This window comes from Novosphingobium sp. SG754, assembly GCF_013149315.1.
GTDB classification, from domain to species: domain Bacteria; phylum Pseudomonadota; class Alphaproteobacteria; order Sphingomonadales; family Sphingomonadaceae; genus Novosphingobium; species Novosphingobium capsulatum.
This window is the reverse complement of record NZ_JABGCC010000014.1, coordinates 24346-40159: the sequence shown is the minus strand read 5'-3', so window position 1 is coordinate 40159 and position 15814 is coordinate 24346. Positions and strand designations below refer to the sequence as shown.

Below are 15814 nucleotides of genomic sequence, written 5' to 3'. Positions count from 1 at the left end.
GGCGGACGCGGATGAAACCCTCACCGTGCCGCCCGCGCCGCGCCGCCTCACCCCGCTGCGCATGATCTGGCGCGAGGCGATCAAATATCCTGGCCAGGTCGCCGCCGCGCTGATCGCGCTGGTCACCACCTCGACCGCGACCATTGCCATTCCCGCCCGCTTCAAGGGCATCGTCGACCAAGCCTTTGGCCCCCACGCCCAACCCGGCGTGATCGACCAGGCGTTCCACACCCTGCTGCTGATCGTGGTGGTGCTCGGTTTTGCCACCGCCATCCGCTTTTACTACGTATCGTGGCTGGGGGAGCGGGTCGTGGCCGATATCCGCGCCCGTGTGCAATCCAATCTGCTGCGCCTGCCGCCGGCCTTTTTCGAGACGAACAGCCCCAAGGAAATCTCTTCACGGATGACGTCGGACACGGCGATCATCGAGCAGGTTGTGGGCACTACCGTTTCAATCGCGCTGCGCAACACCATCACCGCGCTGGGCGGGCTGATCTACCTGTTCTTCCTGGCGCCCAAGCTGACCGCCGGGCTGGTCATCGGCATTCCGGTGGTGATCTTTCCGATCGCTTGGTTCGGCAGCCGCCTGCGCAAGGTTTCGCGATCGAGCCAGGATCGCGTCGCCGATATCGGCGCGATGACCGCCGAAGTGCTGGGCGCGATCCGCATCGTGCAATCGTTCGGCCAGGAAGGCCGCGAACGCGCGCGCTTTGCCGGCGCGGTGGAGCGCACGTTCGATACCGCGCGCCGCCGCATCCTGATCCGCGCAGTGATGACCGCGGTGGTGATTTTCCTGGTCATGGGAGGAATCACCGCCCTGATGTGGCAGGGCGCGCTGGGCGTATCCAACGGATCGCTGACCGGCGGCACGATCGCCGCCTTCGTGCTGACCGGCGGCATCGTCGCCGGATCGTGTGGCGCCCTGACCGAGGTCTATGGCGATCTGCTGCGCGGCGCGGGTGCGGCTGGCCGGCTCAACGAACTGCTGCTCGAACAGCCCGATATCGCCCCGCCGGCGCGACCGATCACGCTGCCGAGCCCGCCGCGCGGCGCGCTGGCGTTCCAGAACGTGGCCTTCCGCTATCCCAGCCGGCCCGAGATTTCCGCCTTGGCCGATTTCTCGCTGACGGTGGAGCCGGGTGAAACGGTGGCGATCGTCGGCCCCTCGGGCGCTGGCAAATCCACGCTGTTCCTGCTGGCGCAGCGGTTTTACGATCCGCAGGGCGGCGTGGTGCGCATCGATGGCGTGCCGCTGCCCCAGGCCGATCCTTCGGAAATCCGCGCACGTATGGCCCTGGTGCCGCAGGAAGCAGTGCTGTTTGCCGCCAGCGCGCGCGACAACCTGCGCTATGGCGCGTGGGACGCCACCGACGAGGCGATCTGGGCGGCGGCCCGCGCCGCCAATGCCGAGGAATTTCTGAAAGCCCTGCCCGAGGGGCTCGACACGTTCCTGGGCGAAAGCGGTGCGCGCCTGTCAGGCGGGCAGCGCCAGCGGATGGCCATTGCCCGCGCGCTGCTGCGCGATGCGCCGATCCTGCTGCTCGACGAAGCGACCAGCGCGCTTGACGCCGAAAGCGAACGCCTGGTGCAGGATGCGCTCGATCACCTGATGCAGGGGCGCACCACGCTGGTCATCGCCCACCGCCTTGCCACCGTGCGCGCGGCCGATCGCATCGTCGTGATGGATGGCGGCAGGATCGTGGAACAAGGCAACCACGCCAGCCTGATGGCCGCCGACGGGCTCTATGCCCGGCTTGCCCGCATGCAGTTCGAAGGGGCCTGAGCGCCAGCGCCACGGCTCTTTCGTACCGCTGCCGGCGCCAAGGTTACCGATTTGCCATGTGGGCAATGCATGGAACGGCTTGAAAGCAGTGCTGCACTGCGGCAAGTCGGGTGCCCATGGACAGCCACACCATTACTGCCGTCATTCTCGGCATCGTCGAAGGCCTCACCGAGTTCCTTCCCGTTTCCTCCACCGGGCACCTGATCCTCGCCACCGAACTCCTCGGCTTCAACGCCAAGGAATGGGAAGTGTTCAACGTGGTGATCCAGCTGCCGGCGATCCTGGCGGTGGTGGTGCTCTATTGGCGCACTTTCGTCGATGTCGCCAAGGGGGCGCTGCGGGCCGATCCCGATTCGCTGCACTTCGTGCGCAACGTGCTGGTGGCATTCATCCCCTCGGCGATCCTGGGCGTGCTGCTCAAGAAAAAGATCGACGTGCTGATGGAGACCCCGGCAGTGGTCGCCGCCGCGCTGGTCGTGGGCGGCGTGCTGATCCTGGTGATCGAGCGGCTCTCGCGGCAGGGCGAATACCAGCCGGTCAGCAAGCTGCCGCTACCCAAGGCGCTGGCCGTGGGGGTGATGCAGTGCCTGGCCATGATCCCGGGCATGTCGCGTTCGGCGTCCACCATCATGGGCGCGCTGTCCATGGGCATCAACCGCAAGACGGCGGCAGAATTCAGCTTCTTCCTGGCCGTTCCGACAATGTTCGGCGCCACCGCCAAGCAGCTGTGGGACAATCGCCACGAACTGACCAGCGGCGCGGCCAGCGTGGGATGGGGCGATATCGCCGTGGGCGGCGTGGTCTCGTTCCTCGTCTCGCTGGTGGTGATCAAGTTATTCGTCACCTATATCGGCCGCCACGGCTTTGCGCCCTTTGCCTGGTACCGCATCGTGATCGGTGCCGGCGCACTGGTGTGGTTGCTCGGCGTCTAAAAAACGCGCATTTCTGCCCCTGCCAATGACATTGCCGATAACCCCGCAGCCCACCCGGGCGGCGGGGTTTTTCACGGCCTTCAAGAGCATCACGCAACGTTCTGTCGCAAATGCGGAACCAACCCCCGCGTGGCGAATTATCCCACCCAGACAGCCACTCGTGGCAACAACAAAGGGGTAAACCGTCATGGGCCTTATCGTTCTCTTGATCGTTGGCGGCGTTCTGGGCTGGCTTGCCAGCATCGTCATGCGCACTGACGCCCAGCAGGGTGTTTTCCTGAACATCGTCGTCGGCATCGTCGGCGCCATGCTCGGCGGCTTCCTGCTTGGCCCGCTGCTCGGCGGCGGCAGCATCACCAACGGCATCTCGGCCGGCAGCCTGGTGGTCTCGTTCCTCGGCGCGCTGATCCTTCTGGCCATTGTCAATCTCGTGCGCCGCGGTTCGGTGCGCTGAGCCGGCCATTCCGGCCAAACTAACAGGGAGAGCCCGTTATGAAGTTCGCCAAGTACGCCCTCGTTCTGCCCGTCGCCGCGCTCGGCCTCAGCCTCGCTGCGTGCGAAAGCAAGCAGGAAAAGGCTGCCGACAAGACGGCTGACGCCGTTGCTGCCCAGTCGGACGCTGCTGCCGACGCCATCGATTCGCAGGCCGCCGACGCTACCGGCGCTGCCGCTGACAAGATGAACAGCAAGGCCGATGCCGTTCGCGCCGAAGGCAAGGACGAAGCTTCGGCGATCAAGGAAAACGCGGAAAAGGCCGAAAAGGCCCACTGATCTCCCGCGGACAAAGGAAACGGGGCGCCAGGCATCAGCCTTGGCGCCCCGTTTCCTTTCTACAAGGCTTGACTTTCACGGCCGCCTCCCGCAATGGCGGCCCCCTGTCAGGGCGGCGCGCGCCGCCCGTTTTGTTTGAGCAAGCGGCGCGCTGACGCCTAGAAGGATTTTAGGACAAGCCCATGGCAAAGCCAACTACCGTCAAGATTCGTCTGGTTTCGACCGCAGACACCGGCTTCTTCTACGTCACCAAGAAGAATCCGCGCAACACCACCGAAAAGATGACTTTCCGCAAGTACGATCCGGTGGTGCGCAAGCACGTGGAATTCAAGGAAGCCAAGATCAAGTGATCTGAAGGCTTTCCTGCCAGAACATGCACAAGGCCGGGGCTTGTCTCCGGCCTTTTGTGTTTTCGGCTGCCGCCGGGGCGATTCGGAACCGAAAGGTTCACGGGCAGTTCAATGCGACTGCCTCAAGGAGTGGCGATGAACAGCTTGACCAAGATCCTGCGCGCCGGGCCGATTGCCGGCCTGGCTGCCGCACTTTTCGTTTCGCCGGGCGTGCCCACCGCGCTGGCCGCCCCCGCTGCGCCGGCAGCAGCCCCTGCCAACGATGTCGACCGCGCTGTTGCCGCACTGCGCGCGATTTCGACGATGCGCGCCGATTTCGTGCAGACCGATCGCAACGGCCAGCGTCTGACCGGCACGGTCACGCTGCAGCGCCCCGGCAAGATCCGCTTTCAGTACCAGCCGGGCGTGCCGCTACTGATCGTGTCGGATGGCGCGGCGCTGACCGTGATCGACTATGAAGTGCGGCAGGTGTCGCGCTGGCCGATTCGCAACAGCCCGCTGGGCGCGCTGCTCAACCCGGACAAGGACGTGGCGCGCTATGCCCGCCTGCTGCCCACCACCAACCCCGACGTTGTCAGCCTGGAAATCAAGGATCCGCGCCATCCCGAATATGGCACGATGACCATGATCATGGTCCGCAAGCCCGGCGCGCCGGGCGGGCTGCAGCTCGATAGCTGGGTGGCGCTCGATTCGCAGAACCAGCGCACCACGATTCGCCTGTCGAACCAGCAATATGGCGTGCCGGTCCCGGCCAACACCTTCCGCTTCAACGACCCGCGCCCGCAAATCCGCCATTGATGCACCCGCTGGCCGCAGCGGGCGAACGGTTCATCATCGTTACCAGACCCTCTGCGACACTTTGCGAACAACCAGACCCTTCCGTTCATCGGGCAGCAAGCGGCCCGCCCCTAGAACGGTTTCAGACGAGACGGACAAGACGGGTTTCCCCCCTGTTGCCCGATCTGACTTCAACCTCTCGTCGACCGCGTGACGAACGCACATGGAACCCTCGGACCATTGCCCCCGGTCCGAGGGTTTTCCTTTTTTGTGGTGTTGCGGGGCGTCCGGGCGGCTGCGAACGGCACCCGGCTGCGCTTCCGGTGCTCACGACCTTTGAAGGTCGCTGCGCGCCGGTTCTCGCCGGGCGCCATTCTCGCTCGCCCGGCCATCCCCGCAACGCCACAAAAAACCCCTTGGACCAGGGGATGTTTATCCGCCTTGCCGGGGTGGGCGGGCGATCGTAAAGCGCTGCCATGGTTTCGATCGCCACCTGGAATATCAATTCCGTCCGCCTGCGCGCCGATCAGGTCGTGCGTTTTCTGGAAGCGGAACAGCCCGATGTGCTGTGCCTGCAAGAGATCAAGGTGGCAGAGCACCTGTTCCCGCACGAGGTGTTCGAAAGCCTGGGCTATACCCATCGCGCGATCCACGGACAGAAGGGCTATCACGGCGTGGCCACGGTCAGCCGCCTGCCGCTGCGCGAGTTCAGCCGGCACGATTGGCAGGACAATGGCGAGGCGCGCCATGTCGGCGTGGAACTGCTCGGCGCCGGCCAGGGCCTGATTCTGGAAAACGTCTATATCCCGGCCGGTGGCGATATCGCCGACCGCGCGCTCAATCCCAAGTTCGGCCAGAAGCTCGATTTCCTGGAGCGGATGACGCGCTGGGCCGACAAGATCGATCGCCCCACGCTGATCGTCGGTGATTTCAACATCGCCCCGCTGCCGCAGGATGTCTACGACCACAAGGCGCTGCTCAAGGTGGTGAGCCACACGCCGATCGAGGTGGAAACGCTGCAGCGCTTTGCCGATGCCCATGGTTGGGTAGACCTGGGCCGCAAGCACATTCCCGCGCCGGAACGCAACTATTCCTGGTGGTCCTATCGCTCCTATTGGCGGCAAAAGGACCAGGGCCGTCGGCTCGATCATATGTGGGCCTCGCCAGACCTGGCGCCGCAATCGCTCTCGCACCGCTTCGTGGAAGAGACCCGTCGCTGGGACCAGCCTTCCGACCACGTGCCGCTGATCACCGAGTTTGCCCTTTGACCACGCCGGCGGCTGCCACGCGCCGGGTGGCACGGGCGCTTGATGCCCTGCGCCACGGCTGGGCGATCCGCGTAACGGATGCGGCCGGCGCGCTGGATCTGCTGCCGGCCGAAACCGGCTTTGCCCAGCCCGGGCTCTATGCCGCGCAGATGCTGATTTCGGCCGCACGCGCCGCCACGCTCAAGCTGGCGAACCAGCGCCACGCCGCCGTGCCCCATGCGCCGGTACTAATTCACGCAGCCGAACCGTTCACACTGGCGAACGCACGCGATCTGGCCGATCCGGCACACGATCTCGCCAGCCCGTTGCGCGGGCCATTTCGCGCCAGCCCGATCGCGTCGCTGGCCGGCGCCGAAGCCGCGATGGAACTGGCGCGGCTCGCCGGCATCCTACCCGCATTCCTGGTCGGCAGCGGGATCGACGTGGCCGAAACCGTGGCCGCGGCCGATCTGGCGCAATTCAAGGACCCGCTCAATCTCACGATCCAGGCGCGCGCGCGCCTGCCGGTCGATGCTTGCGAAGAGGCAGAGATCATCGCCTTTCGCGCCCGTGACGATCTGCGCGAGCATGTCGCCTTGATCGTGGGGCAACAGGACAATGCCGTGCCGCCGCTGGTGCGGCTGCACAGCGAATGCCTGACCGGTGATATCCTTGGCAGTCTGAAATGCGATTGCGGCCCGCAGTTGCAGGCCGCCCTGGCACGGATGGCCGCCGAAACGACGCAGGGTGGCTGGGGCGTGCTGCTCTATCTGCGCCAGGAAGGCCGCGGCATCGGCCTGATCAACAAGCTGCGCGCCTATCAGTTGCAGGACCAGGGCTTTGACACGGTCGATGCCAACGAACGCCTGGGCCTGCCTTCTGAAGCACGCGATTTTCCGGTGGCGGCGCGGATGCTGGACCTGATCGGGGCACGGCAGATCCGCCTGATGACCAACAACCCGGCCAAGGTCGCGGCGCTTGAAGCGCTGGGCGTAACCGTGCTGGAACGGGTCGCCCACCAGTTGCCGGCCAACCCGCACAACGCGCGCTATCTCGAAACCAAGCGCGATCGCACCGGGCACTTGCTGAAGTAACGGCTCGGTGGGCTGGGTTTCCACCACCCCCAACCCCCTCCTCTAAAGAAGAGGGGGCTTTTCGTGTTGATCAGAACGCGCGGAACATCACCAGCCCAACGCACAACACAAACACCGCGGTACCGGCAATGCCCTTGGCCAGATCGGCCAGCGTAAAGCGATCGAGGTGATCGGCGCGAAAGCGGGCATAGCCGCGCCCGATCGTGTCGTTACTGGCGATCATCCCCACATCGAGGGCATTGGCCTCGCGCTTGAAGTAGTGGACGAGCATGCCGTGTTCCTCGGGCGTGACATCGGGATAGGCGGCAAGCAGGGCTTCGACATGCGCACGGCGGGCGAGCGCCGTGGCGCTCTGGGTCTGAATGGTCATTTCTCTGGTATCCTGGCAAAAACGGTACAGGCCCGCGCCACCGAGAGCGCAGGGCGATCATGGTTTTTGTCAGGCGTGCGGGGGGGCCCGCGGGGTTCCAGGCGCGCGCAGCGGCGCAGTGGGCAATGGCGGCCCGGTGGCAGGTGGCGTCGCCTGGGCTTGGCGGGCCAGCATCGGCACCACCAGCAGTGGCAGCACCACGGCGATCGCCAGCAGGAGCGGCACGGGTGGCAACGCCACCATGCGTGCCACGGCCACCTGCGGCCGGGCCGGGGCCACGGCCACTTCCACGGTATCGACCGAAAAGGCCGAACCACTGCGCAGCGCAACCGGCGCTGCCCCGGGCGCCAAGGCGCTCAGGGCAATCGTCAGGACCAGCAGTGCCGCCCACAGGCGGCCGGCCAGATGCAAGGGCAACCGGTTCAACACGCGGGCAACCTAGGGAACGTGACGCCGCAGGGCAAGGTCAGCGCCGCTCGAACCGGGCGATGCCGGGGCCAAGCGCATTGTTGCCCACGGTGATCCGGTCACCAGACCAGTCTGCCACAAACACTGTCGGGCGCGACAGGCCGGGCACCAACCGCGCGGTGTTGCCGGTGATAGTCAGGCCATCGGCGCTGTGCTCATGCCCTTCTGCGGCGTTGGCAATGAACGTGCTGTAGTTTTCCTTGTCGCGTCCCTGGACGAACCAGTTGCCTGAAATCAGGCCCGTGGCGCCGATCGACAGGTCGATCATGTAGTTGGTGGTGTGCCCGCGGCTATCGTCAAAGCTCGAATCGGTCACTTCGATGCGGCCGGCATGGCTTTTCACGTAATGGCCGCCGGTGCCCTGCTCGAAGCGGCTGCGGCGGATCACGACGCTGGCCTCGTCACCGAAATAGAGCGAATGCGCGCAGGACAGCCCACGATCGCAGCGGCCTAGCCGGGTAAAGGTCGATTGTTCGATCACCACGTGGCCAGCGGGGAAGTTGGCGGAAAGAATGCCTTGCTCGCTATCGCGGAACCAGGCCTCGCGCACGGTCAGGTCACCGCGTTCGAGCCGGATACCCGCGCCATTGGCATCAAACGCACGCATGTTCTGGAACACCAGTCCTTCCACGCGCATCGATTGCCCGCGCATGACGAGCGCGGCCTTTTCCTCGCACACCTTGCCATCGAAGATCGCCTGGCCGGGGACGGCCGCGACATACGTCACATTGCCATGGGGCTGCACGCCGCAATCGTGCCAGGTGCCGGGCGCGATGCGGATGGTGCCGTCGCCCTCGCCCAGCGAATTGATCGCATCCTGCAGATGGTCATACCCCTTGCCGGTTTCGACCACAGTGAATGGAGCGCCACCGGGCGCTGACTGCGCCAGCAGGGCACCAGCAGGGATCGCGGCGAGAACGGCCACGGACAGGAGCATCAGACGCTGCCGCAACGTGCGGTGCCGGCTCAGGCGGGTTTGTATTTCGGTCAACATGGCGTTCACTCGGCTCCCCACCAATTGCAGGCAGCCTAGCGAAAAATGGTTGACCGTCCATTTAGGTTCCAGCGCCCGCTGTGCCGAAGCGGGGCACACCCTGCCATCAGGCCGATGGTCCCAACTAGAGGTGCGCGCGAATCACGGCGAGGAAGCGATCACCATAGGCATCGCGCTTGCGTGCGCCGACGCCGCCGATCGCCGCCATTTCAGCCAGCGACGTGGGCCGCGCCGCTGCCATTTCGCGCAGGACGGCATCGTGAAACACCACATAGGGCGGCACATTGGCTTCCTGCGCGATTTCCCGGCGGAGCGCGCGCAGTGCATCGAACAGCGGATCACCCACGGGATTGAGCGCGGCACCACTGCCGGCCTTGCCCCGGCGCCGGCCGCCGCCACGTTCGCGCAGCGGCGGCAGCACCACGTCGACCCGCGCCTGCCCTTTGAGGATTTCACGCGCATCGCCGCCCAGCGCCAGGCCGCCATGTTCGGTCGGCAACAGGCTGCCGCGCGCCTGGAGTGCACGCGCCAGCGCCTTGAGCAAGGGCGCCTGATCGGCCGGAACGATGCCGAACACCGAAAGCTGATCGTGGCCGCGCGCGGTCACGCGTTCATCGGCCACGCCGGTAAGCACCTTTTCGAGGTGGCCCAGGCCATAGCTTTGCCCGGTGCGATAGACTGCCGACAGCAGCTTCTGCGCCAGCTCGGTGGCATCGGTCAGCCCTGGCGGATCGAGGCAATTGTCGCAATTGCCGCACGAGGCCGGCGGATCTTCGCCAAAGTGGCGCAGCAGCACGGCGCGGCGGCAGGCCGGGGTTTCGACCAGGCCAGCCAGCGCATCCAGGCGGGTGCGCTCGCCCTGGCGGCGGGTCTCGTCCACTTCAGCCAGGCGCTGGCGCGCGCGCGCGAAATCGTCTGCCCCCCACAGCAGCAGCGCCACCGAGGGATCGCCATCGCGCCCGGCACGGCCGGTTTCCTGGTAATAGCCCTCGATCGACTTGGGCAGGCCGGCATGGGCGACAAAGCGCACGTCGGGCTTGTCGATGCCCATGCCGAAGGCCACCGTTGCCACGATCACCATGTCTTCGCTGGTGACGAAAGCTTCCTGGTTGGCCGCGCGCGTTTCAGCCGGCAGCCCGGCGTGATAGGGCAGCACGCTGCGGCCGGTTTCGCCCAGTTGCTCGGCCAGCTTTTCCACCTGTGCGCGGGTGGGGGCATAGACCACACCGGGGCCGGGATTTTCGGCAATGAAGCGGGTCAACTGGCGTAGCGGATTGTCGCGCGGGGCGATGCGATACTGGATGTTGGGGCGATCGAACCCGGCCACGATCAGGCCATCGTGGGGAATGCCGAGTTGTTCGAGGATATCGGCGCGGGTGTGGCGATCGGCCGTGGCCGTCAGCGCCAGCCGCGGCACATCGGGAAACGCGTCCATCATCGGGCGCAGCAGGCGGTAATCGGGGCGAAAATCGTGGCCCCATTCCGAAACGCAGTGCGCCTCGTCTATCGCGAACAGCGCCAGCGGCGCCTTGCCCAGCAGCTCGCGGAAATGGGACTGGCTGGCGCGTTCCGGCGCGACATAGAGCAGGTCGAGCTCGCCATTGCGGAACCGCTCGATCGTCCATTCGCGGTCGGTGTCCACGCTGGTCAGCGCGGCGGCGCGGATGCCGTTGGCGGTGGCCGAGCGCAACTGGTCGTGCATCAGTGCGATCAGCGGCGAAACCACCACGCAGGTGCCCGGCAGCATCACCGCTGGCAATTGATAGGTAAGCGACTTGCCCGCCCCGGTGGGCATGACCGCCAGGGTGGATCGCCCGCCGAGCACGCGGCCCACCACCTGGTCCTGCACCCCGCGAAAGCCGGAAAAGCCGAAAACCTGCGCCAGGCGCTGGCGCGCGGCATCAAGATCGGGCGAAAGATCGGGCATAACGGCAGTCACGCCGCCGCCTATGGCAGATAGGGGCGCACCCGGCTAGCCCAAGCGCCTAACGCAGAAGGGCTAGCCCAACAGGCCCGCCAGCATCGGCGGCAGGCCGATCGTCCTGATCATCTGCACCACCACGAACAGCAGCACCAGCGAAAGCAGGCCCCAGGCGCCCCATGTGAACGGGCCGAGCACAGTGGCGCGCGTGGGATCGGCCGGATCATACCACACGGTATAGGCGCCCGCTGGCTTCCACCCGCGGTGGACCCAGCGATGCACCAGGGCGCGCCGCTCGATCCCGTCCTGGTCGCGAAAGCGGATTTCGTCCTCGATATAGCGGGTATCGTCGCCATCGCGCCAGTTCCATCCGCGCGAGGTGAACATCGTCATCCCCAAAGACCAGAAATCCTCGGACTGCTGGCCCTCGCTATAGTCGCTGCGCCAGACCATTGCCGGCGCAGGACACCAGGTGCCGAACAGGCACAGCGCCCGCCACACGCAGAATACGAAGAACAGCCAGCACGCCAGTGCCGCCAGGACAAGGAAATCGGCCATGGCCCCTGTCCTAGCGGCAATCCGTCAAGAATTTGCTGCCGCCAGCCCTTTGAGTTTGGGCCGGACGATCGGCATGGTCAGCATCGTGCTCAACACCGCCATCAGCAGCAGCGCCGTAAACGCTTCGGGCGTGATGATCTTCTTGTCGAGCAGGACGTTGACGAAGATGATCATGATCAGCGCCTTGGTCTGGAGCATCCAGCCGATCACGCTGGCCTCGCCCTTTTTCCAGCCCAGGATGCGGCCAGCGAGGTGCACGCCGATCAGCTTGCCGGCCACCGAAGCCACGAGCAGCAACACCGCCGCGCCCAGCACCGCGGCCAGGCCCAGCCCGCCGACCTGGCCCCATTGCGTGCGCAGGCCGGTGGACAGGAAGAACACCGGCATCACCGCCAGCAGCAGGAAATGGCGGAACGCGTCGCGCCGCCCCTGCTCGAACCAGCGCGCGTCAAGCACCGCACCGGCCAGGAACGCGCCCACCATGAAATGCAGCCCCGACCAATCGGCGGCAAAACCCACCGCCGCCAGCCAGACCAGTGCGATATGCCAGCGATCATCCTCACGCACACGGTCCATCAGCCGGCGCACGCCCCAGGCCGCCACGGCAAACACCACCAGGAACAGGCCCTGGCGCCCGATGCGCTGCCAATCCAGCAGGATCAGCGCCAGCACGCCCCAGATCGCCACATCGTCCATGCTGGCATAGCGCAGCAGGCGCTGGCCCAGCGCCGTGCGGAAGATGCCGAGCTTTTCCATCAGCAGCACCAGGATCGGCAGCGCAGTAACGGCACAGGCCATGCCGATGCCGGCAACACCCTGCCCCCAGGTGCCCTTGGGGCCAAGCCAGCCCGGCACGGTGAGCAGCGCGGCCGCCGCCACCGCGCCCAGCAGCAGCGGGGTAAGCAGCGCGCAACTGGCGGTGATCAGGGTTTCGCGGGCATTGCCCCAGGCATCGGCCAGATCGAGTTCCACCCCGGCGATGAACACGAACAGGCTGACCGCCCACCAGGCCACGCCGTTGAGAGCGCCGATCACCTGCGGATTGAACACGAACGCGTAATAGCCGGGATAAAGCGCGCCGAGCACGCCCGGCCCGAGCAGGATGCCGCCCACGATCTGCACCACCACCAGCGGCGCATGATCATCACGGTTGAACACGCGCCAGACCAGCCATGGCACCGCCAGGATGATCGTCAACGCGATCAGGAAGATTTCACTGGTGCCCATGGCTATGCCCCGCTCCTACCCCCAAAATGCCCCGGCACACTTGCCGTGGGTCAAGGCGGGCTCCATCTGGCACAGTATCGTGTGGGTGCAAGAGGAGCGACCGCCATGGTGTTTGATCTGCGAAACGCACTGCAGCGCAAGGAGGAATACGAATCCGCACGCCTCACCGCGTTCGAATTTGCCGAAACGGTGCGCGCGCTCAAGGCGATGGCGGCCGACCGCGCGCTGCATCCGCGCCCCTTGCTTGACGCCATGGTCGAGCAGGGTCTTGCCAGCGCACTAACCATGATCGCGCGGCAGGCGGGGCAGAGCGCCGACGCGGTGGAGGGCGCATTCCTGCGGGCCAGGGCCAGGGCACGCGCAGACCTGATCGCGCTCCATGGCGATCCCTCGCCCGTGCGGCTGGGTTAAGCCCCTCCGCATTATGCCTATGCCCTCCCTTAAAGCCCTGCCCGTCCGGCAACTGCTAGCCTCTGTCCGGCAACAACGGCAGGAGCAACGGCATGGATATGCACCACAGCTTTTCCCCTTCGGCGGAATGGCGCGCGGCACGCGAGAGCGAACTGGAATTCATCGAGATGGCACGCGCGATCCGCGATCTGGCGCGCGAGTTGGGCATTGCGCCCGACCAGGCGGTGGATCGCCTGGCCGAGCGCGGCCTGCATGCCGCGCTGTCCCTTCTGGCCGAACAGGCCGGCCCCACGGTCGAAGCCCGCTTTCTCCAGCGCCGCGCCCAGGCCGCCACAACCCACCGCCCACTTTGACACCACCGGGGTCCACGCCGCCCCGGCGCCGCGAAAGGACCCCGGCATGACCACCCGCATCGAAAGCGACAGCATCGGCACGATCCCGGTGCCCAATACCGCCTATTGGGGCGCGCAGACCCAGCGCTCGATCGAGAATTTCCCGTTCGGCGCGGGCGAGCGCATGCCGATCGGCATCGTCCACGCCCTGGCCCTGGTCAAGCAGGCTGCCGCCCGCGTCAACCGCGCCCATGGGCTCGATGCCCGGCTCGCCGATGCCATCGAAAAGGCCGCCGCCGAAGTGGTGGTCGGCCATCACGATGACCAGTTCCCGCTGGTGATCTGGCAGACCGGCAGTGGCACCCAGAGCAACATGAACGTCAACGAGGTGATTGCCGGCCGCGCCAACGAGGAACTGGCCGGCACGCGCGGCGGCAAGAGCCCGGTGCACCCCAACGACCATGTGAACCGCGGGCAATCGTCGAACGACAGCTTTCCCACCGCGCTACACGTGGCAGCGGTGGTTGCGCTCAACCGCGAACTGCTCCCGGCCCTCGACCTGCTGACCGGATCGCTCGACACGGCAGCGCGCGAATGGGCCGGGATCGTCAAGATCGGGCGCACCCATCTGCAGGATGCCACGCCGCTGACGCTGGGGCAGGAATTTTCCGGCTATGTCCAGCAATTGCGCGATGCCCATCAGCGCTTGCGCCATGCCGAGGAGCACCTGCTGCGCCTCGCCCAGGGCGGCACGGCGGTGGGCACCGGACTCAATGCGCCAGAGGGCTTTGCCGAGGCGATGGCCGCTCAGTTGGCCGACCTTACCGGCCATGCCTTTGTCCCGGCGCCAAACCGGTTCGAAGCGCTAGCCAGCAACGATGCCCTGGTGCAGTTTTCCGCCACCCTGGCGACGCTCGCCGTGGCGCTGACCAAGATTGCCAACGATATCCGGCTCTTGGGGTCAGGCCCGCGGTCTGGCCTGGGCGAGCTTGACCTGCCGGCCAACGAACCGGGCAGTTCGATCATGCCCGGCAAGGTCAATCCCACGCAGTGCGAGATGCTGACCATGGTGGCCGCGCAAGTGATCGGCAACCATCAGGCGGTGACGCTGGGCGGCCTGCAGGGGCATCTGGAACTTAACGTGTTCAAGCCGATGATCGGCGCGGCGGTGCTGCGCTCGGTTCACTTGCTTGCCGTGGGCATGGAAAGCTTTGCCGTGCGCTGTGTCGACGGGATCGAGCCCAACACGCGCCGCATTGCCGAACTGGTCGATCGCTCGCTGATGCTGGTAACGGCGCTGGCCCCCGAAATCGGCTATGACAATGCCGCCAAGATCGCCAAGCACGCCCATGCGGCGGGACTGACCTTGCGCGAGGCCGGGCTGGCGCTGGGCCTGGTGGACGCAGCCATGTTCGACCGCCTGGTACGGCCGCAGGACATGGTGTGAAGGATCGGTCCGCCTAATCCAGGCGGACTTTGCCGCGGCCGGCCTTGACCGCGCCGCGGATCTTCTTGCCTTGCAGGCGCTGCACCTTGCCTACGCGATTGAGGCGCGACTTGGCGCGCTTTTCCGGCAGCTTGCACGCGTCGCGCAGCAGGTCGGCCAGCCGGACGCGGGCATCTTCGCGGTTGGCTTCCTGCGTGCGAAAGCGGCGCGCGGTCAGCACGATCTCGCCGCCAGCGGTAAACTTGCTGCCGGCCAGTTCCTTGAGCCGGTGAAACACCGGCGGGGCCAGGCGCAAGGCGAACACGTTAATGCGCAGTTGCACCGCCGTGGCCACCTTGTTGACATTCTGTCCGCCCGGCCCGGCAGCCGCGATGAAGCTTTCCTCCACAAGGCCCATGGCACGGGCCACGATCGCCTCGGGAGTGTCGGTCACAGCGTGAAGCCCAAGCCCGCAATATCGGCCGGGATCGGCGCTTCGGCCACGATGGCCTCCTTGCCCTCGCGCGGCATGACCAGGCGCGTGGCGTGGAGCAGAGTGCGGGCCGCGCCCTTGCCATCGCCATAGACCGGATCGCCCAGCAGCGGGGCACCCAGGCCAGTCAGCGCATGGACGCGGACCTGGTGGGTGCGGCCGGTTTCAAGGCGGAATTCCACCAGGGTGCGGCCCGGCAGCCGGGCCAGCACGCGCCAGTGGGTGACGGCGGGCTTGCCCTTCTTGGCCGCGATCATGCGCCAGCCGGCAGCGGCGCTGGAAATCTTGGACAGATTGAGCGCGATGGTGCCAGCCGTTCCTTCGACATCGCCAGCCACCACGCCCCAATAGACCTTTTCCACCTGGCGCGCTTCGAACGCGGCGGAAAAGCGCTTGAGCGCCTTGGGATTGCGCGCGAGCAACAGGCAGCCCGAGGTGTCGCGGTCGAGCCGGTGGACCGGCGCGGGCAGGCGCTGGAAGCCGAGCTTCAATTCATCGAGACGGTCTTCCAGCGAGATGCCGCCGGCACGCGGCCGGTCGAGCGGCAGGCCGGCCGGCTTGTCGATGACCAGCGCTTCGCCGTCTTCGAACAGGATGGGGATTTCGATCATGCCCACCCCTTGCGCGCGAAATCGCCGGCGGGCAAGCGCGGCGGGCGTA

General features: G+C 66.3%; 19 protein-coding genes. 11 read left to right on the top strand and 8 right to left on the bottom strand.

Going from position 1 to position 15814, the window contains the following annotated elements:
- Nucleotides 1-61: 61 nt before the first annotated feature.
- From FHW97_RS20560 to ribA, 8 genes are all read left to right on the top strand, one after another.
- Nucleotides 62-1783 (top strand): ABC transporter transmembrane domain-containing protein, encoded by a 1722-nt coding sequence (locus FHW97_RS20560; protein ID WP_051146280.1) that lies wholly within the window; start codon nucleotides 62-64, stop codon nucleotides 1781-1783.
- A gap of 116 nt (nucleotides 1784-1899) precedes the next feature.
- On the top strand, nucleotides 1900-2715 hold the full coding sequence (locus tag FHW97_RS20555; protein ID WP_022675641.1) for an undecaprenyl-diphosphate phosphatase: 816 nt from the start codon (nucleotides 1900-1902) through the stop codon (nucleotides 2713-2715).
- Nucleotides 2716-2902: 187 nt separating this feature from the next.
- Nucleotides 2903-3169, top strand: a complete 267-nt coding sequence (locus FHW97_RS20550) for a GlsB/YeaQ/YmgE family stress response membrane protein (RefSeq protein WP_022675642.1) — start codon at nucleotides 2903-2905, stop codon at nucleotides 3167-3169.
- A gap of 38 nt (nucleotides 3170-3207) precedes the next feature.
- Complete coding sequence (locus tag FHW97_RS20545) at nucleotides 3208-3486, top strand: hypothetical protein (protein ID WP_022675643.1); 279 nt, start codon at nucleotides 3208-3210, stop codon at nucleotides 3484-3486.
- Between the two features lie 182 nt (nucleotides 3487-3668).
- The gene (gene rpmG / locus FHW97_RS20540; RefSeq protein WP_011446825.1) at nucleotides 3669-3836 is read left to right on the top strand and encodes a 50S ribosomal protein L33; all 168 of its coding nucleotides are present in this window, start codon (nucleotides 3669-3671) and stop codon (nucleotides 3834-3836) included.
- Nucleotides 3837-3971: 135 nt separating this feature from the next.
- The gene (locus FHW97_RS20535) at nucleotides 3972-4634 is read left to right on the top strand and encodes an outer membrane lipoprotein carrier protein LolA (protein ID WP_022675644.1); all 663 of its coding nucleotides are present in this window, start codon (nucleotides 3972-3974) and stop codon (nucleotides 4632-4634) included.
- A 455-nt stretch (nucleotides 4635-5089) separates the two neighbouring features.
- Nucleotides 5090-5881, top strand: coding sequence for an exodeoxyribonuclease III (locus tag FHW97_RS20530; RefSeq protein ID WP_022675645.1), 792 nt, complete (start codon nucleotides 5090-5092; stop codon nucleotides 5879-5881).
- Nucleotides 5878-6954, top strand: a complete 1077-nt coding sequence (gene ribA, locus FHW97_RS20525; RefSeq protein ID WP_171797624.1) for a GTP cyclohydrolase II — start codon at nucleotides 5878-5880, stop codon at nucleotides 6952-6954. Before FHW97_RS20530 ends, ribA begins: the two co-directional genes overlap by 4 nt.
- Nucleotides 6955-7024: 70 nt before the next feature.
- Here the strand turns inward: ribA and FHW97_RS20520 are convergent, their stop codons facing one another.
- From FHW97_RS20520 to FHW97_RS20495, 6 genes are all read right to left on the bottom strand, one after another.
- Nucleotides 7025-7324 (bottom strand): hypothetical protein, encoded by a 300-nt coding sequence (locus FHW97_RS20520; protein WP_054132376.1) that lies wholly within the window; start codon nucleotides 7322-7324, stop codon nucleotides 7025-7027.
- 69 nt (nucleotides 7325-7393) lie between these two features.
- Nucleotides 7394-7753 (bottom strand): hypothetical protein, encoded by a 360-nt coding sequence (locus tag FHW97_RS20515; RefSeq protein ID WP_171799639.1) that lies wholly within the window; start codon nucleotides 7751-7753, stop codon nucleotides 7394-7396.
- A 37-nt stretch (nucleotides 7754-7790) separates the two neighbouring features.
- Nucleotides 7791-8729 (bottom strand): hypothetical protein, encoded by a 939-nt coding sequence (locus tag FHW97_RS20510; protein ID WP_043608310.1) that lies wholly within the window; start codon nucleotides 8727-8729, stop codon nucleotides 7791-7793.
- Nucleotides 8730-8910: 181 nt separating this feature from the next.
- Entirely contained in the window at nucleotides 8911-10713 is a 1803-nt protein-coding gene (gene recQ / locus FHW97_RS20505) for a DNA helicase RecQ (RefSeq protein WP_171799655.1), read from the bottom strand.
- 72 nt (nucleotides 10714-10785) lie between these two features.
- The gene (locus FHW97_RS20500; protein WP_022675186.1) at nucleotides 10786-11265 is read right to left on the bottom strand and encodes a DUF3592 domain-containing protein; all 480 of its coding nucleotides are present in this window, start codon (nucleotides 11263-11265) and stop codon (nucleotides 10786-10788) included.
- Nucleotides 11266-11289: 24 nt separating this feature from the next.
- Nucleotides 11290-12492 (bottom strand): cation:proton antiporter, encoded by a 1203-nt coding sequence (locus FHW97_RS20495; protein ID WP_022675185.1) that lies wholly within the window; start codon nucleotides 12490-12492, stop codon nucleotides 11290-11292.
- Nucleotides 12493-12597: 105 nt separating this feature from the next.
- Between FHW97_RS20495 and FHW97_RS20490 the strand changes: the two genes are divergently transcribed.
- From FHW97_RS20490 to fumC, 3 genes are all read left to right on the top strand, one after another.
- Entirely contained in the window at nucleotides 12598-12903 is a 306-nt protein-coding gene (locus FHW97_RS20490; protein WP_171799638.1) for a hypothetical protein, read from the top strand.
- 92 nt (nucleotides 12904-12995) lie between these two features.
- Nucleotides 12996-13256: a hypothetical protein gene (locus FHW97_RS20485; protein ID WP_022675183.1), complete on the top strand. Its 261-nt coding sequence runs from the start codon at nucleotides 12996-12998 to the stop codon at nucleotides 13254-13256.
- A gap of 46 nt (nucleotides 13257-13302) precedes the next feature.
- Nucleotides 13303-14682, top strand: coding sequence for a class II fumarate hydratase (gene fumC / locus FHW97_RS20480; RefSeq protein WP_022675182.1), 1380 nt, complete (start codon nucleotides 13303-13305; stop codon nucleotides 14680-14682).
- Nucleotides 14683-14695: 13 nt separating this feature from the next.
- Here the strand turns inward: fumC and arfB are convergent, their stop codons facing one another.
- Together arfB and FHW97_RS20470 are read right to left on the bottom strand one after the other, a co-directional pair.
- Complete coding sequence (gene arfB, locus FHW97_RS20475) at nucleotides 14696-15079, bottom strand: alternative ribosome rescue aminoacyl-tRNA hydrolase ArfB (RefSeq protein WP_043607770.1); 384 nt, start codon at nucleotides 15077-15079, stop codon at nucleotides 14696-14698.
- A gap of 32 nt (nucleotides 15080-15111) precedes the next feature.
- Entirely contained in the window at nucleotides 15112-15765 is a 654-nt protein-coding gene (locus FHW97_RS20470; protein ID WP_022675180.1) for an RluA family pseudouridine synthase, read from the bottom strand.
- Nucleotides 15766-15814: the final 49 nt, after the last annotated feature.

Coding starts and splice junctions, on each gene's coding strand:
- FHW97_RS20530 (WP_022675645.1), top strand. CDS start 5,090: ATGGTTTCGATCGCCACCTGGAATATCAATTCCGTCCGCCTGCGCGCC.
- recQ (WP_171799655.1), bottom strand. CDS start 10,713: ATGCCCGATCTTTCGCCCGATCTTGATGCCGCGCGCCAGCGCCTGGCG.
- FHW97_RS20490 (WP_171799638.1), top strand. CDS start 12,598: ATGGTGTTTGATCTGCGAAACGCACTGCAGCGCAAGGAGGAATACGAA.
- FHW97_RS20520 (WP_054132376.1), bottom strand. CDS start 7,324: ATGACCATTCAGACCCAGAGCGCCACGGCGCTCGCCCGCCGTGCGCAT.
- FHW97_RS20555 (WP_022675641.1), top strand. CDS start 1,900: ATGGACAGCCACACCATTACTGCCGTCATTCTCGGCATCGTCGAAGGC.
- FHW97_RS20545 (WP_022675643.1), top strand. CDS start 3,208: ATGAAGTTCGCCAAGTACGCCCTCGTTCTGCCCGTCGCCGCGCTCGGC.
- FHW97_RS20560 (WP_051146280.1), top strand. CDS start 62: ATGATCTGGCGCGAGGCGATCAAATATCCTGGCCAGGTCGCCGCCGCG.
- fumC (WP_022675182.1), top strand. CDS start 13,303: ATGACCACCCGCATCGAAAGCGACAGCATCGGCACGATCCCGGTGCCC.
- FHW97_RS20510 (WP_043608310.1), bottom strand. CDS start 8,729: ATGCTCCTGTCCGTGGCCGTTCTCGCCGCGATCCCTGCTGGTGCCCTG.
- FHW97_RS20535 (WP_022675644.1), top strand. CDS start 3,972: ATGAACAGCTTGACCAAGATCCTGCGCGCCGGGCCGATTGCCGGCCTG.
- FHW97_RS20500 (WP_022675186.1), bottom strand. CDS start 11,265: ATGGCCGATTTCCTTGTCCTGGCGGCACTGGCGTGCTGGCTGTTCTTC.
- FHW97_RS20470 (WP_022675180.1), bottom strand. CDS start 15,765: ATGATCGAAATCCCCATCCTGTTCGAAGACGGCGAAGCGCTGGTCATC.
- FHW97_RS20485 (WP_022675183.1), top strand. CDS start 12,996: ATGGATATGCACCACAGCTTTTCCCCTTCGGCGGAATGGCGCGCGGCA.
- rpmG (WP_011446825.1), top strand. CDS start 3,669: ATGGCAAAGCCAACTACCGTCAAGATTCGTCTGGTTTCGACCGCAGAC.
- FHW97_RS20550 (WP_022675642.1), top strand. CDS start 2,903: ATGGGCCTTATCGTTCTCTTGATCGTTGGCGGCGTTCTGGGCTGGCTT.
- arfB (WP_043607770.1), bottom strand. CDS start 15,079: ATGGGCCTTGTGGAGGAAAGCTTCATCGCGGCTGCCGGGCCGGGCGGA.
- FHW97_RS20495 (WP_022675185.1), bottom strand. CDS start 12,492: ATGGGCACCAGTGAAATCTTCCTGATCGCGTTGACGATCATCCTGGCG.